14 protein-coding genes are annotated in these 15,859 nt (G+C 72.4%); 11 read left to right on the forward strand and 3 right to left on the reverse strand.

All coding sequences use genetic code 11. The features are described from left to right. Positions 1-20: 20 nt before the first annotated feature. The 5 genes from ACFYV1_RS17010 to kynU all read left to right on the forward strand — a co-directional run bounded on the left by ACFYV1_RS17010 (position 21) and on the right by kynU (position 5,822). Positions 21-1,178 carry a MalY/PatB family protein gene (locus tag ACFYV1_RS17010; protein WP_389396249.1) on the forward strand — a complete coding sequence of 386 codons (1,158 nt, stop codon included), beginning with the start codon at positions 21-23 and terminating at the stop codon, positions 1,176-1,178. Positions 1,179-1,377: 199 nt separating this feature from the next. Further along, positions 1,378-2,931, forward strand: a complete 1,554-nt coding sequence (locus tag ACFYV1_RS17015; protein ID WP_389396250.1) for an MFS transporter — start codon at positions 1,378-1,380, stop codon at positions 2,929-2,931. A gap of 38 nt (positions 2,932-2,969) precedes the next feature. Next, positions 2,970-3,383 (forward strand): DUF3151 domain-containing protein, encoded by a 414-nt coding sequence (locus ACFYV1_RS17020; RefSeq protein ID WP_389396251.1) that lies wholly within the window; start codon positions 2,970-2,972, stop codon positions 3,381-3,383. A 434-nt stretch (positions 3,384-3,817) separates the two neighbouring features. Next, positions 3,818-4,636: a tryptophan 2,3-dioxygenase family protein gene (locus ACFYV1_RS17025; RefSeq protein WP_389396252.1), complete on the forward strand. Its 819-nt coding sequence runs from the start codon at positions 3,818-3,820 to the stop codon at positions 4,634-4,636. Then, positions 4,629-5,822: a kynureninase gene (gene kynU / locus ACFYV1_RS17030; protein WP_389396253.1), complete on the forward strand. Its 1,194-nt coding sequence runs from the start codon at positions 4,629-4,631 to the stop codon at positions 5,820-5,822. Before ACFYV1_RS17025 ends, kynU begins: the two co-directional genes overlap by 8 nt. An 81-nt stretch (positions 5,823-5,903) precedes the next feature. On the opposite strand, the gene ACFYV1_RS17035 is transcribed toward kynU, so the two are convergent. Then, positions 5,904-6,515, reverse strand: a complete 612-nt coding sequence (locus ACFYV1_RS17035; RefSeq protein ID WP_389396254.1) for a DUF308 domain-containing protein — start codon at positions 6,513-6,515, stop codon at positions 5,904-5,906. 210 nt (positions 6,516-6,725) lie between these two features. Between ACFYV1_RS17035 and ACFYV1_RS17040 the strand changes: the two genes are divergently transcribed. The 6 genes from ACFYV1_RS17040 to ACFYV1_RS17065 all read left to right on the forward strand — a co-directional run bounded on the left by ACFYV1_RS17040 (position 6,726) and on the right by ACFYV1_RS17065 (position 13,097). Then, positions 6,726-7,910, forward strand: a complete 1,185-nt coding sequence (locus ACFYV1_RS17040; RefSeq protein WP_389396255.1) for a sensor histidine kinase — start codon at positions 6,726-6,728, stop codon at positions 7,908-7,910. Then, positions 7,907-8,566 (forward strand): response regulator, encoded by a 660-nt coding sequence (locus tag ACFYV1_RS17045; RefSeq protein ID WP_389396256.1) that lies wholly within the window; start codon positions 7,907-7,909, stop codon positions 8,564-8,566. Before ACFYV1_RS17040 ends, ACFYV1_RS17045 begins: the two co-directional genes overlap by 4 nt. Positions 8,567-8,777: 211 nt before the next feature. Further along, positions 8,778-9,650 carry an alpha/beta hydrolase gene (locus tag ACFYV1_RS17050; protein ID WP_389396257.1) on the forward strand — a complete coding sequence of 291 codons (873 nt, stop codon included), beginning with the start codon at positions 8,778-8,780 and terminating at the stop codon, positions 9,648-9,650. A 198-nt stretch (positions 9,651-9,848) separates the two neighbouring features. After that, positions 9,849-11,204, forward strand: coding sequence for a sensor histidine kinase (locus tag ACFYV1_RS17055; protein WP_389396258.1), 1,356 nt, complete (start codon positions 9,849-9,851; stop codon positions 11,202-11,204). Continuing rightward, entirely contained in the window at positions 11,201-11,860 is a 660-nt protein-coding gene (locus ACFYV1_RS17060; RefSeq protein ID WP_389396259.1) for a response regulator, read from the forward strand. The genes ACFYV1_RS17055 and ACFYV1_RS17060 overlap by 4 nt, the downstream gene beginning before the upstream one ends. Positions 11,861-11,879: 19 nt before the next feature. Continuing rightward, positions 11,880-13,097 (forward strand): cytochrome P450, encoded by a 1,218-nt coding sequence (locus tag ACFYV1_RS17065; protein WP_389396260.1) that lies wholly within the window; start codon positions 11,880-11,882, stop codon positions 13,095-13,097. Positions 13,098-13,224: 127 nt separating this feature from the next. On the opposite strand, the gene ACFYV1_RS17070 is transcribed toward ACFYV1_RS17065, so the two are convergent. After that, entirely contained in the window at positions 13,225-14,883 is a 1,659-nt protein-coding gene (locus ACFYV1_RS17070) for an ABC transporter permease (protein ID WP_389396261.1), read from the reverse strand. After that, the gene (locus ACFYV1_RS17075) at positions 14,880-15,809 is read right to left on the reverse strand and encodes an ABC transporter ATP-binding protein (protein ID WP_389396262.1); all 930 of its coding nucleotides are present in this window, start codon (positions 15,807-15,809) and stop codon (positions 14,880-14,882) included. The genes ACFYV1_RS17070 and ACFYV1_RS17075 overlap by 4 nt, the downstream gene beginning before the upstream one ends. Positions 15,810-15,859 lie beyond the last annotated feature (50 nt).

Here is a 15,859-nt window from a genome sequence, read left to right on the forward strand (position 1 = left end):
CGACACCGGGAGGGTTCGATATGACCTTTGACTTCGATGCCGTCACAGACCGGCGGGGCACCTGGTGCGTGCAGTGGGACGGTGTCGCCGACCGGTTCGGCGCCGACGGCCTGCTCCCCTTCACCATCTCCGACATGGACTTCACGTCCCCGCCCGTGGTCCTGGACGCGCTGCGGGAACGAGTCGCGCACGGCGTCTTCGGCTACACCGACTGGCGCCACGAGGACTTCCTCTCCGCCGTCCGCGACTGGTTCGCCGTCCGGTACGGCACCCGTGTCGACACCGATCGCGTCGTGTACGCGCCCTCCGTGCTCAACCAGCTCTCCCAGCTGCTCCGGATGTGGACGGAGCCCGGCGACGGTGTCGTCGTCCACACCCCGACGTACGACGGCTTCATCAAGGCGGTGAAGGGCCTCGGGCGTGAACTGCGCGGGGTGCCCGTCGGCGACGGGGAAGCGCTGGAGCGGCAGCTCGCCCGGCACGACAGCAAGGTCCTCGTGCTCTGCTCACCCCACAACCCCACCGGCAGGGTGTGGACGCACGACGAGCTGACGAGGACCGCCGAGCTGGCCGCCCGGCACGGCGTCGCCGTCATCAGCGACGAGATCCACGCCGACTTCGTGCACGGCGGCGGAGTCCACCTGCCCTGGACCCGGTACGGCACCGGCCGCTGGGCACTCGTCACGTCCGGCACCAAGACGTTCAACTTCCCCGCGCTGAGCGGCTCGTACGGCATCATCGGCGACCCGGACGACCACGCGGAGTTCCTGCGCCGGATGGAGACCGGTGAGGGGCTGGCCTCGCCCGCCGTGCTCTCGCTCACCGCGCACATCGCCGCGTACCGCGAGGGCGGGCCCTGGCTGGACGAACTGCGGACCTACGTGGCCGGCAATCTGCGCATGCTCGCCGACCGGCTCGGGGCCGCCTTCCCGCAACTCGGCTGGGAACCGCCGCAGGCCGGATACCTCGCCTGGATCGACCTGCGCCCGCTCGGCGTGGGCATACGGATCGACGACGCCGCACTTCAACGGGAGCTGGTCGAACGGGAGAAGGTCGCGATCATGCCGGGTACGACGTACGGGAGCGCGGGCTTCGTCCGCCTCAACGTCGGCTGCCCGCGCAGCAAGGCGGAACGCGGTGCGGACGCGCTCGTCGCAGCGCTTCACCGCCTTGTCTGAGCTGTTCCGTCCGAGCCGTCCTGTCTGAGCACGCCTGCGCCGGAGTCGTCCGCGTCGGCCCGTGTGAGCTCTCCCCGCCCGAGCCGTTCCCGTCCGGCCGCTTCGTCCGGCCGTCCCGTCCGATCCGCCGGCCGGAGCCGTCCAGGGCCTCTGCTCGCGCCCACTCGTCCCGCCGCGGCCGGGCTGGGATGATCCTCGTATGGCCAATCGCCCGGACGACGAGCGCGACGAACCGGTCGAGGAGGCCGTCCGGCAGGAGCGGGCCGCCGGGCGGTACGGCCCCGGCGCCGACCCCCGCCCCGGGGGCCTCAGACTGTCGTCGGCCACCGGCCGCTGGGTGGTCCTGACGACCGTCCTCGGATCCGGGATGGCACTTCTCGACTCGACCGTCGTCAACGTCGCGCTGCCCCGGATCGGCAGGGACCTCGACGCCGACCTGTCGGTCCTCCAGTGGACCGTCAACGCGTACATGCTGACGCTCGCGGCGCTGATCCTGCTCGGAGGGGCGCTCGGCGACCGCTACGGACGCCGCCGCGTCTTCGTACTGGGCGTGGTCTGGTTCGCCGTCGGCTCCCTGCTGTGCGGCCTCGCACCGAACGGGGGCGTGCTGGTCGCCGCCCGCGCTCTCCAGGGCATCGGCGGCGCCCTGCTCACGCCTGGATCACTGGCCCTGATCCAGGCGAGCTTCCACCCCGACGACCGCTCCCGCGCGGTGGGTCTGTGGTCGGGCCTGGGCGGCGTCGGAGCCGCGATCGGCCCGTTCGTCGGCGGCTGGCTGGTCGACGGCCCGGGCTGGCGCTGGGTTTTCCTGCTCAACGTGCCGCTCGCCGTGCTGTGCGTGCCGGTGGCGCTGCGGCACGTTCCGGAGTCCCGGGACCCCAGGGCCACCGGCCGCTTCGACGCACTGGGAGCGGTGCTCGGCGCGGCGGCCCTCGGCCTCGTGACGTACGCGCTCATCGGCGAGGCACCGTGGGCCGGGCCGGCGGGCGCGGCGCTGGGCGTGGCCTTCGTCCTCGTCGAACGCCGGACGCCCGAACCGATGCTGCCCCTGTCGATCTTCGCCTCCCGCCAGTTCACCGCCGTCAACGTGGTGACGGTCTGCGTCTACGCCGCCTTCGGCGGGTTCTTCTTCCTCATCGCCCTCCAGCTCCAGGTCGTGTCCGGCTACTCGGCCCTCGGCGCCGGTACGGCCCTGCTGCCGACGACCGTCCTGATGCTGCTGCTGTCCGCGCGCTCGGGCGAGCTGGGCGAACGCATCGGCCCCCGCATCCCGCTCACCGTCGGGCCGCTGCTGTGCGCCGCCGGCATCCTGCTGACGCTACGGGTCGGCGAGGACCCGTCGTACCTGTCCGACGTGCTGCCCGCGCTGCTGGTGATGGGCCTCGGCATGGTCACCCTCGTCGCGCCCCTGACCGCGACCGTGCTGGCGTCCGTGGAGACCGGCCGGGCGGGCGTCGCCAGCGGCATCAACAACGCGGCGGCACGGGCGGCCGGTCTCATCGCGGTGGCGGCGCTGCCCCTGCTCGCGGGCATGGGGCCGGAGGCGTACCGCTCGGCGGCCGAATTCGGGGAGACGTACCGGCGGGCGATCCCGCTGTGCGCGGGCGTGCTGGTGGCCGGTTCGCTGCTCGCGTGGTGGACGGTGCGCCGACCCGGCGACGCGGGCCGCTGCCACCCGGAGTGCAAGGTCAACTGCGGCGTGACGTCCCCGCCGCTCGAGCCGCCGACCGCGACCGAACACCCCCGCCCCTGACGCCCCGGAGCGGTGCCCGACCTGTGAGACTGGGGGCCATGTCGATCCACGAGAACCTGCTCGGGGGCCCGCCCCCGACCCACCTGCCCGACGAGCCCGGCCCGCGTGAGCTGCTGGCCGGCAAAACCGCCGCCGCCGACGTCGCGGCCCAGTACCCGACCAGCTCGCTGGCCTGGGCACAGCTCGCCGACGACGCCTTCGAGGACGGCCGGGTCGTCGAGTCGTACGCCTACGCCCGCACCGGGTACCACCGCGGTCTCGACGCCCTGCGCCGCAGCGGCTGGAAGGGCCACGGCCCCGTGCCGTGGGAGCACGAGCCCAACCGCGGTTTCCTGCGCGCGCTGAACGCGCTGGCCCGCGCGGCCGGCGCGATCGGCGAGAAGGACGAGCACGAGCGCTGCACGACCTTCCTGCGTGAGTCGTCCGAGACGGCGGCGGAGACGCTGCGCTGATCCCGACCGGGCCGCGCTCGCGGGCGCGGCCCGGTTTTCTCGCGTGTCCCGGGCGGGGCCCGGTATCGCGTGTCGCGGGCGGGGCCCGGTATCGCGTGTCGCGGGCGCGGCCCGGTATCGCGTGTCCCGGGCGGAGCCCGGTCCGTGCCGCCTGGCGTCCGGATGCCGCTCCGGGGCATGTCCCGGACTGCTTTCGGCGAACCTGCGCCTGCCTGGGCTCACGTCGCCTTACGTCCCGGACACGCCCCTGCGCGTCGCCGGCCCTCCTCGCCCCCGTGGGTGCGGCGTGCGGGCCGTCTTCAGGCCGGTTGCCTACGACGACCTGTCTCACCGGTCCGTCCGTATGAGGTTCTGTTTATGATGCCGGTGGGGACCGGGGCCCACACCGGAACAGGAAGGGGCGGACCGCTACCCGGATCGTCGAGGAGACAGCGATGTCACATGACGCCGCCCCGAATCTGGACTTCGCGGGCACCACACCGTACGAGGACTACGTCCAGGCGGACGTCCTCACCCACCTCCAGCATCCGCGGTCGGACGACCCGGGCGAGATGGTCTTCCTGGTCACCACCCAGGTCATGGAGCTGTGGTTCACCGTCGTCGTCCACGAGTGGGAGACCGCCGCACGCGCCCTGCGCGAGGACCGGATCCCCGTGGCGATGGAGGCCCTGAAGCGGTCGGGACGCGAGCTGGAGGCCCTCAACGCCTCCTGGAAGCCCCTCGCCAACCTGACACCCGCGCAGTTCAACTCCTACCGTGACGCCCTCGGCGAGGGCTCCGGATTCCAGTCGGCGATGTACCGGCGGATGGAGTTCATGCTCGGCGACAAGTCCGCGTCCATGCTCGTGCCGCACCGTGGCGCACCGCGTGTCCACGCCGAACTGGAGAAGGCGCTGCACGAGCCGAGCCTCTACGACGAGGTGCTGCGGCTCCTCGCGCGCCGCGGGTACGCGGTGCCGGCCGAGGTGCTGGAGCGTGACCTGTCGCAGAAGTACGAGCCGTCCGAGCAGGTCGAGCGGGTCTGGGCCGAGGTGTACTCGGGTGACCAGGACACCGAGCTGGTCCGGCTCGGCGAGGCGCTCACCGACGTCGGAGAGCTGGTCTGGCGATGGCGCAACGACCACCTGGTGGCGACCCGGCGGGCCATGGGATCCAAGGTCGGTACGGGTGGCTCCGCCGGAGTCTCCTGGCTCGAGAAGCGCGCCCGCAAGAACGTCTTCCCCGAGCTGTGGACGGCGCGCAGCCATGTCTGAGTCCCTGGCCCAGCGGGCCGCGGCGCTCGACGCCGCAGACGAACTCGCCGGTGCGCGCAAGCTGTTCACCCTCGACGACGCGGTCTACCTCGACGGCAACTCGCTGGGCGCACTGCCCGCGCACGTCCCCGACCGGGTCGCCGACGTGGTGAACCGGCAGTGGGGGCAGCTGCGCATCCGCTCCTGGACCGAGGGCGACTGGTGGACCGCGCCCGAGCGCGTCGGAGACCGGATCGCGCCTCTTGTGGGCGCGGCGCCGGGACAGATCGTGGTCGGCGACTCCACGAGCGTCAACGTCTTCAAGGCCGTCGTGGGCGCGGTACGGCTCGTCGACGACCCGGCGCGCACGGACGTCCTGGTGGACGCGACGACGTTCCCGACGGACGGCTACATAGCCGAGTCGGCCGCGCGCATGACCGGCCGCCGGATCGTCCCCGTCGACCCGTCCGACCTGCCGTCGGCTCTCGGACCGACCACGGCGGTGGCGCTCGTCAACCATGTCGACTACCGCTCCGGCCGGCTCCACGACCTGCCCCGCCTGACCGCCGCCCTCCACGACGCGGGCGCCCTCGCGGTCTGGGACCTGTGCCACAGTGCCGGCGCCCTTCCGGTCGGGCTCGACGCGCACGGGGTCGACCTGGCGGTCGGCTGCACCTACAAGTACCTGAACGGCGGCCCCGGTTCGCCGGCGTACCTGTACGTCGCCGAACGGCATCAGGCCGCGTTCGACTCGCCCCTGCCCGGCTGGACGTCCCACGCGGACCCGTTCGCGATGACCTCCGGGTACGAGGCGGCCTCCGGGTCGACCCGCGGCCGGGTCGGCACACCCGACATCCTGTCCATGCTGGCCCTCGAGGCCGCGCTGGACGTCTGGGACGGGATCTCGATCGAGGCGGTACGGGCCAAGAGCCTGGCCCTGACGGACTTCTTCCTGGAGTGCGTCGAGGCGTACGTCCCCGCAGGGCGGGTCACCTCCCTGACCCCCGCGGAGCACACCTGTCGCGGCAGCCAGGTCGCTCTGCGCTGCGAGGGCGCTCCGCGGGTGATGGAGGAACTGATCGCCCGTGGCGTCGTGGGCGACCTGCGCCGCCCGGACGTGCTGCGGTTCGGTTTCACGCCGCTGTACGTCGGCTTCGCCGACACGGAGCGAGCGGCGCGGGTCCTGGCGGACATCCTCTCCGCGTAGCTCCTGGCCGGGGTCCCGGGAGCTTGCGCGTCCCCGGGACCCCCGGCCGGCCGGGAGCGGCGGTGACACCGACGACGCCGGTCAACGCGTCGCGCGTCGGCTGCGGATGCTCAGCGCGACAACGGAGACGAGGAACCAGAAGGCACCGAACGCCGAGTATCCGGCCACGGTGGACAGGTTGCTCGTCGCCGAGGCGGACGTGGCGGCGATGGTGGCACCGGCGAGTACGGACTGTCCGCCGCTGATGACCATGGGCCACTGGGCGCCGACGGTGCGCCGGCGCCGGATCGCCACGACGAGCTGGATCGCTCCGGAAAGGAGGGCCCAGACGCCGAACACGAGAAGGGCCGTCGCGACGGTGGTGAGGACGGCGGCGATCATCCCGGCGGTGGCGGCGAGACCGAGACCGATGTTGAGGGTGCTGACGCTGCTCGAGGAGCCGGTTCCGGCCGTGCGACGCTCGATGAGCGTGGCGACGACGTCCCACAGGGGGTAGACGACGAGCAGCACGGCCGCGATCGTCGTGGGCTTGTCCGCCGACACGAGCGAGGCGGAGGTCGTGAAGACGAGTGCCACCCAGATCAGCGAGAAGGCGACTCGGATCAGGTGGAGCGATCGGAGTCCGGAGGCCGTGGCCGTGGCCGTGGCGGTGGCGGTGGCCGGAGCGGTCGAAGTTGCGGTGGTCTGAGTCATCGGGTGTCCCGTTGTGATCGTGACGGTGCGAGACGGTCGCCTCGCCGAGGAGTCTCAGCGGCATCGGGAGGGGCCGCGTACTTCGAACGAAGTACTTCTGCCGTTCACCTTCGACCGAACGCGTGCTGCTGCCCCCGTCGACCGGGACAGCTCGGTCGTCTACTTCGTTCGAAGTACACGGCCGCCGCGCTCGTGAACGAGAATCGGTTCATGGCCAAGGCGCGGAGCAGTCAGGACGGGCCCGCGGCGCCGCTGTGGGTCCGCCGCCCCGAGGTGCTGCACCGGGTCGCCTGTTCGACGGCTGCGCTGGTGTTCGCCGGGCAGATCGTGGCGGCGACAGCGCGCGGGGCGGACTGGCCGACGGCCCTCTCCGTACTCCTCGCCGGTGGCGGCGTCGCCCTCTCGTGGTGGAAGCCGTGGGCGGGGCTGGTCGTGACGAGTGCGGCGTCCTTCGCCGTCACGGCCGTGGGCCACGACCCCCTGTCGGTGTGGATGATGGCCGTGCTCGTGCTGTTCTCCGTCACTCTCAGGGGAAAGCAGCCGCTGGTGGGGACCGGCATCGTGGCGGCGTTCTTCCTGGGCGCGTTCATGACGGTCGGAGGATTCCGCGGCGGTGCGGTCGTGGGAGCCGCGGCCCTCTTCTCGGCCATGGCGGGAGGCGCGACGGGAGCCGCGCTCCGCATCCACCGGGAGCACTGGTGGACCCTGGAGGAACGGGCCGAGACCGCCATCGCCACCCGCGAGATCGAGGCCACCCGTCGAGTGACCGAGGAGCGTCTCCGTATCGCCCGGGACCTCCACGACGTCATCGGCCACCAGGTCGCGATGCTGAGCCTGCACCTCGGTGCGGCGGAGATCGGGCTGCCCGAGGACGCCGAGTCCTCCCGGCAGGCCCTCGTCTCGGCCAGGTCCAGCGCCCGTACCGTCGTCGTCGAGACGCAGCGCATCCTCTCGCTCCTCCGCCTCGGGGACGACGTCTCCGGCGACGAGGCGCTCCGGCCGACCCCGGCGCTCAGCGGCCTGGAAGCACTCATCGCCTCTTTCGAGAGCATCGGCCTGGACGTCCGGGCCTCCATCGACGTTCCGGCCGGCTTCGTGGAGCCGAGCGTCGGCGTGACGGTCTACCGGGTCGTTCAGGAAGCGCTCACGAACGCCTACCGGCACGGGGAGGGGACGGCGACGGTGGATGTCCGTGAGCACGACGGCAGGATCCGCGTCACCGTGGAGAACCGCGTCGGTGATGCGCTCCGCGGCTCCGACGCGGGCAGCGGGCTCGGACTCGTGGGGATGCGCGAGCGCGTCGAGTCGTCCAACGGGCGGCTGACGATCGACAGCCACGACGGGCGATTCCGGGTCCGGGCGGAGTTCAGCCCGCTGGGAGCTGTTGTCCGATGACACGGATTCTGATCGTCGACGACCAGGACGAGATCCGGGCAGGGATCCGGGCGATGCTTCGGCTCGACCCGGAGCTCGTCGTCGCCGGGGACCTCTCCGACGGACTCCAGGTCGTCCCCTTCCTCCGGGACCACCCCGTCGACCTGGTGCTGATGGACATCCGGATGCCCGGCATCGACGGCGTCGAGGCCACCCGCCGGATCCGCGCGGAGCATCCGCCCGAGGAGACGCGGGTGATCGTGCTGACCACGTTCGACCAGGACGACATCGTCCTCGCCGCGCTGCGCGCGGGCGCCAACGGCTTCCTGAGCAAGACCGTGAGCCCCGCCGAACTCGTCGCCGGAATCACCGAGGTCGTGAACGGCGGGGGTGCGCTGTCGGCCGCCGCGACGGCCGCGCTCATCGGTCACATGACCGACAGCCCGCCGCCGGTGATCGACAAGGAACTGCTGCGACGCTTCAGCGCCCTCACACCGAGGGAGCGGGACGTGGTCGTCCTCGTCGCGAGCGGTCTCGGCAACGACGAGATCGCGGCCCAGATGTCCGTGTCACCGTTCACCGTGAAGACGCATGCGGTTCGAGCCATGACCAAAGTCGGCGCCCGCGACCGAGCCCAACTGGTCTCCTTCACCTTCCGGGCCGGCCTCTACCCCTGAACCCGCGAGCCGCGGCGGCACCCGGACACCACGCCACTGGACCGGCCCCGCCCGGGACGCGCAGGGCCGGGCAACGCCCGGGAGGCGCAGGGCCGGGCAACGCCCGGGACCCGCACCCGGACGCCACACCACCCGGACCGGCCAGGAGGCTGGTAGCGTCCGCGCTGGTCAGGTGGAACAGGCCACCCCCGCGGGACTGTTGGAGCAGCACATGCCGGACCCCGTCGCCCGTGACGCCGCCGAGGAAGCGTCGGCGATGTCGCACCCCGCCGTCGCGCCGGACGCCTCCGCCGCGTACGGGGATCATCCCGACCAGGTCGTCGACTTCTACGCGCCCCGCACCGGGCACGCCACCGCCCCGTTGGTGGTCGTACTGCACGGAGGGGCGTGGCGGGCACCGTACGACCGGGGACATGTGACCCCGTTCGCCGATTTCCTGGCGCGCCGCGGGCTCGCCGTAGCCAATGTCGAGTACCGCCGTGGCCGGGAGATCCCGCAGCAGCGCGGTGAAGCCGGCCCTGTCGCCGGGCGCTGGCCGGAGACGCTCGACGACGTGGCCGCGGCGATGGACGCCCTGCCGGACCTGGCACGGAAGGCCCTGCCGCAGGCGGACCCGCGGCGGATCGTGGTGACCGGCCACTCCGCGGGGGGTCAGCTGGCGCTGTGGGCGGCCTCCCGGCATGTGCTGCCGGTCGGCTCGCCGTGGCGGCAGACCGCGCCGCCCGCGTTCCGGGGCGTCGTCGCGCTCGCACCGATCGCGGACTTCGGCACCGCCGTCGAGCTCGGCGTGTGCGGCGGTGCCGTGCGCCAACTGCTGGGCGGCGAGGCGCAGTACGAGGAACGGGCCGCGCACGCCGACCCGGCGGCGCTGCTGCCGACCGGCATCGCCACCGTCGTGGTGCAGGGCCGTACGGACATCGTCGTGCCGCAGGCCGTCTCCGAGGCGTACGTCGATGCCGCGGCGAGGGCGGGCGAGACCGTCGGATGGACGCTGCTGGAGGAGGTCGGGCACTTCCCGCTGATCGACCCGGCGGCCGACGCCTGCGCGGTGGTGGCGGAGGAGATCGCCCAACTGGCCTGGTGACGGGGATCCGCGACCGCACCCGGGCCGCGGCCGTCGCGTACGGGACCGGCCGCGTACGCCCGGCGGGACAGGTCCGGCTCGCCGCAGGCGGTCCGGACACCGAAACCCGGCCCGGCCAGGTAGTACTCAGGGGGGACCCCGCAGGATCCGCAGCGATGCTGACGCCCCGGACGGTCCTGCCCGCTTACCGTCTTCACTGTGACCGAGAAGACCCGCAGCCCCGAATACGACCTGGCCCAAGGGGCGCTCAGCGGCCTCCGCCAGGACCTCTTCCACGACGCGTTCGCCTACCGGCCGCTGCCGCCGCTGCGATCCGACGGGCCACTGGTCCGCCGGCTGCCGGGCGAGCGGATACGCCGGGGCGCGGTGTGGCTGCCGCACGCTGTGGTCCTCTTCATCGCGTTCCTCACGGTGGTCATCGCCTACGCCGACGACGACGGTGGCCTGTCTCTGCTGCTCGGTGGCTTCGTGCCCGCCATCGCCGTCGTGATGACGCTGGTCAGGCCGGTCGGCGCCTGGTGGGTGTCGATGATCAGCACACCGTTCGTGAGCGTGATGGCAGGCTTCGGGGACTGGCCGTGGGCGCCCGCAGGGTTCCTGGGCCACCTCACCGTGATGACCGTGGTGGCGGCACGCACCCGGCCGCGCACAGCGGCCTGGATGTGGCTGATCAGCGCCGCGTACGGGCTGTTCGCCGACACCGTGTTCCAGCGCGGTCTGGGCGGCGTCGCTCCCGGCATGATCTTCGCCTCTGCCGTGTCCCTGCTGATCGTGAGCATGTTCCTGATCCGCCGCAGGGCCGATCAGGAGGTCGCCGCCCAGCAGACCGTCACCGCCACCGAGCGCGACCGGCGGACCCTGCTGGAGGAGCGCACCACCATCGCCCGCGAGCTGCACGACGTGGTCGCCCACCACATGTCGGTCGTCGCCATCCAGGCCGAGGCCGCCCCCTACCGGGTGGAGAACCCGCCGGAGGAGCTGGAGAAGGCGTTCGCCACGATCCGCGAGAACGCGGTCGCCGCGCTCACCGAACTGCGCCGCATCCTCGGTGTCGTACGGGCGGAGGACTACCAGGCCCCCGACGCGCCGCAGCCGGTCCTGGCCGACCTCGAGAACCTGCTCGCCAACGTCCGCGAAGCCGGTCTGGAGACCGAGAAGACCATCACCGGCGCGGTGCGGGAGCTGCCGCAGGGCGTGGAGCTGTCGGCGTACCGGATCATCCAGGAGGCGCTGAGCAACGCGCTTCGCCACGCCCCCGGTTCGACCGCCAAGGTCGAGGTCTCCTACGTGCTGGGCGGTCTGGGACTGCGGGTCGTCAACACCGCGCCGCAGGGGCTGGTCAAGCCCGCCGGCCAACGGGCCACCGCCTCTCAGGGAGGGTTGCGCCCGTCCTCGTCGATCGGCGCGGGTCACGGCATCACCGGCATGCGGGAACGTGTGACCATGCTCAGCGGAGAGATGACCGCCGCGCCCACCGAGGACGGCGGGTACGAGGTCACCGCCTTCATCCCGGTCGCCGCCACCCCCGCCACGCCTGCCGAGGAGACCTCATGACGATTCGCGTCCTCATCGTCGACGACCAGATCATGGTCCGCGAGGGCTTCTCGGTCCTGCTGAACGCCATGCCCGACATCGAGGTCGTCGGCGAGGCCGTCAACGGTCGTGAGGCGGTCACGAAGGTCGCGGAGCTCGCGCCGGACGTGGTCCTGATGGACATCCGCATGCCCGAGCTGAACGGCATCGAGGCGACCCGCGAGATCGTCGCCGCGCACGCCGGTTCCAGGGTGCTGGTGCTCACCACCTTCGACCTGGACGAGTACGTGTACCAGGCGCTGCGCGCCGGGGCCTCCGGTTTCCTGCTGAAGGACGCCTCCGCCCGGCAGCTCGCGGACGGTGTACGCGTGGTGGCGGCCGGCGAGGCGCTGCTCGCACCGACCGTCACCCGCCGGCTGATCACCGAGTTCTCCAAGCTCTCGCAGACGCCGCGCCCGGCCGCGATGACCCAGGTCGCCGATCTGACGGAGCGCGAGACGGAGGTCCTGGTGCTGATCGCGCAGGGCCTGTCGAACGCCGAGATCGCCTCCCACCTGGTCGTCGCGGAGTCGACCATCAAGACGCATGTCAGCAGGGTCCTCGTGAAGCTGGGGCTGAGGGACCGTACGCAGGCGGCCGTGTTCGCCTACGAGGCGAGGCTGGTCACACCCTCGTAGACGGGGCTAACGTCCCGGCATGGACGCTGGAACCGACGTGCCCTTCGAACCCTGGTCCCCCTCGTTCGTCGCCGACCCGTACCCCGCCCTGGCCGAGCTCCGTGCCCGGGGGCGGGTGCACCGGTTCGAGCCGACGCGGCAGTACCTCGTGCCGCACCACGCGGACGTGTCGGCGCTGCTGCGTGACCGGCGGCTGGGGCGGACGTATCTGCACCGCTTCACGCACGAGGAGTTCGGGCGCACCCCGCCGCCCGCCGCGCACGAGCCGTTCCACATCCTCAACGACAACGGTCTGCTGGACCTCGAGGCCCCGGACCACCCCCGGATCCGGCGGCTGGTGACGAAGGCGTTCACCCCTCGGACCGTGCAGGCGCTCCAGCCGGTGGTGGAGCGGCTGGCGGCCGGCCTGGTCGCCGGCTTCAGGAAGGCGGGCGGCGGCGATCTGCTGGCCGAGGTCGCGGAGCCGCTGCCGGTGGCGGTGATCGCCGAGATGCTGGGCATCCCGGAGTCGGACCGTCCGCTGCTGCGGCCCTGGTCCGCCGACATCTGCGGGATGTACGAGCTGAACCCCTCGCAGGAGACGGCGGCGCGGGCGGTGCGGGCGTCGGTCGAGTTCAGCGCCTATCTGCGGGAGCTGATCGCCGCCCGGCGGGTCGAGCCGGGGGACGACCTGATCTCCGCGCTGATCGCCGCCCACGACGAGGGCGAGCGGCTGAGCGAGCAGGAGATGATCTCCACCTGTGTGCTGCTGCTGAACGCGGGGCACGAGGCGACCGTCAACACGACGGCCAACGGGTGGTGGACGCTGCTGCGCCACCCCGAGCAGCTGGCGGCCCTGCGGGCGGACCACTCGCTGCTGTCCACGGCTGTGGAAGAACTGATGCGCTTCGACACCCCGCTGCAGCTCTTCGAACGCTGGGTGCTCGACGACATCGAGATCGACGGGACCGTGGTGCCCCGCGGCTCCGAACTGGCGCTGCTCTTCGGCTCGGCGAACCGCGACGGCGCCCGCTTCGAGCACCCCGACACCCTGGACCTGGCGCGGAAGGACAACCCGCACGTCACGTTCGGCGCGGGCATCCACTACTGCCTGGGCGCGCCGCTGGCGCGCGTCGAACTGCTGGCGTCGTTCGGGGAACTGCTGAGGGAGTGCCCGACGATGCGGCTCGCGGAGGAGCCGCGGTGGAAGCCGGGCTTCGTGATCAGGGGACTGGAGGAGCTGCGGGTCGAACTGTGACGGTGCGCGCGGCACGCCGCCGCGGGCGGTACGAGGCCGAGCCGGCCGGTCCTGGAAGGGGCGGGGAGGGCCGGGCCCGCCGCCGCGGCTCCGGCCCCGACCCGTACGTCCCCGTCCCGCCCCGCGGCTACTTCGTCTCCAGATCCCGCCGCCGGAACCCCTCCAGCCCGGCCCACACCAGCCCCGCCGCGACCACCGTCAGCACCACCATCGGCGTCCAGCTCATCCCCGACGCCGGCAGCCGCGGCACATGCCCGAACGGCGACACGTCGCTCATCCAGTCCGGGAACCGCAGGAGCGGCCCCAGGTAGCCCACCACGAACGCGTACACCGGTACGACCCATGCCGCCGCGCTCGCCCGCGGGAACCAGCCGAAGAGCACCACGGCGACCCCGACCGTCACCCACAGGGCCGGTGCGTAGGCCAGTGCCGCACCCACCAGTTCGAGGAACAGCCCGCCGTCCGAGGCCGAGGCCGCTCCCGAGAGGCCGAAGCCGATGCCCGCCAGGAGCAGCAGTCCGGTGCCGCCGGCCATGGCCACCGCCAGGTGGCCGCCCACCCAGCGGGTGCGGGACAGGCCGGTCGCGAGCAGTGGCTCCGCCCGCCCGGCGGTCTCCTCGGCGCGCGGCCGCAGCGCGGCCATCACCACGTACACCGCCGCCACGACCGCGATGACGACCATCACCATCGAGGCGAAGGACTCCGCCATGGTGGCGCCGCCGATCTCCGCCAGCGCCTCCTGGATCTGGTCGATGTTCTTGAGCATGTCCTCGGCCTCGCCGAGGATCGACCCGTACATCGCGCCCATCAGGAACAGTCCGGCGCCGAAGCCGGTCAGCATGCCGCGGTGCAGCCGCAGCGCGAAGCCGAGCGGCGTGCTCAGGGCGTCGGAGGCGACCGGGCTGCCGGGCCGCGAGGCGCGCAGGCCCGCGCCCACGTCCCGTCGGGTGGAGAGCACGAAGCCGGCGGCGGCGCACAGCGCGGCGAGTGCGAGGCACAGCAGCAGCGGCCACCAGCGGTCGTCGACGTAGACGTACGTCCGCTGGACCCAGCCGATCGGGGACAGCCACGACAGGGCGTCGTTGCCGCCCGAGTCGCCCGCGGCACGCAGCACGTACGCGACGCCGATGACGGCCAGCGCCATGCCGGAGGCGCCGCGGGTGTGCGCCGTGATCTGCACGGTGACGGCGGCGACGGAGGCGAAGACGATGCCGACGGCGGCGTGCGCGAAGCCGTAGAGCAGCGATCCGCCCGTGTCGATGCCCTCGATGCCCAGCCCGCCGAGGCCGACGGCCATCAGCAGGGCGAGCGCCACGTCGGCGAGTACGGCCACGGCGAGCGCCGCCGCGAGCTGCGCGTGGCGTCCGACGGCGGCGGAGCGCACCAGCTCGGCGCGGCCCGTCTCCTCCTCGCCCCGGGTGTGCCGGGTGACGATCAGGACGCTCATCAGGCCGACCATGACGGCTGTGAAGCCCAGCATCTGGTGGCCGAGCATGGCGCCGAAGCCGTAGTCGTCCAGATAGTGCCGTGGTCCGCTCATGGCGAGACCGGCGGGGCTGTCCATGGTGCCGACGGCGGCGGCGCGGTCCTTCGGGTCGGCGTAGAGCGTCTTGTAGTTGCCGGCCGTCGAGAGCGTGCCCACGAACAGGGCGAGGAGCCAGACCGGGAGCCGGACACGGTCCCTGCGCAGGGCGAAGCGGATCAGCGTACGGGTCCCGGCGAGCGGACCCGCGGCGGTGGCGGGCCCCGCCGTGGCGGGTGCCTTCGTGGCGGTGGCGGTACTCATCGCGACACGCCCCCGGCCTCTGTGCCGTGGCCGTTCCCCGCGAGTTCGTCGCCGTAGTGGCGGAGCATCAGCTCCTCCAGCGTCGGCGGGTGGCTGATCAGGCTGCGTACCCCGAACTCGGAGAGCCGGCGGATCGCGCCGTCCAACTCCGCGCCGTCCACGGCGAACCGCACCCGGCCGTCCTCGGTCCGCACGTCGTGCACGCCCGGCAGCCCCGCGAGACCGGAGGCCGGGCGGGCCGTCTCCGCCTCGACGGTCGTACGGGTCAGATGCCGCATCTCGCTGAGCGTCCCCGACTGCACGACCCTGCCCCGGCGGATGATGCTGACCCGATCGGCCAGCTTCTCGACCTGGGCCAGGATGTGGCTGGAGAGCAGCACGGTCCTTCCCGCGGCCTTCGCCTCCGCGATGACGTCCTGGAAGACGACCTCCATCAGGGGGTCGAGTCCGGCGGTCGGCTCGTCGAGCAGCAGGAGTTCGGCGTCGGACGCGAGGGCGGCGACGATCGCGACCTTCTGCCGGTTGCCCTTGGAGTAGGTCCGGCCCTTCTTCGTCGGATCGAGGCCGAAGCGTTCGACGAGTTCGTCGCGCCGCCGCTTGTCGATGCCGCCGCGCAGCCGGGAGAGCAGGTCGATGGCCTCGCCACCGGTGAGGGAGGGCCACAGTTCGACGTCGCCGGGGACGTAGGCGAGGCGCCGGTGCAGTTCGACGGCGTCGTGCCAGGGGTCCTTGCCGAGCAGTTGCGCCGCCCCGGAGTCGGCGCGCAGCAGGCCGAGCAGGACCCGGATGGTGGTCGACTTGCCGGCGCCGTTGGGGCCGAGGAAGCCGTGGACCTCACCGGCCCCGACGGCGAGGTCGAGGCCGTCCAGCGCGTGTGTCCGCCCGAACGACTTGTGGAGTCCGGAGACGGTGATTGCCTTCGTCATGCTTCAGAACGTACGCTGTTTTCACAAATTTCTGAAGTTAAGGAAGCGTA

Source organism: Streptomyces sp. NPDC003023 (assembly GCF_042888225.1).
GTDB lineage: Bacteria > Actinomycetota > Actinomycetes > Streptomycetales > Streptomycetaceae > Streptomyces.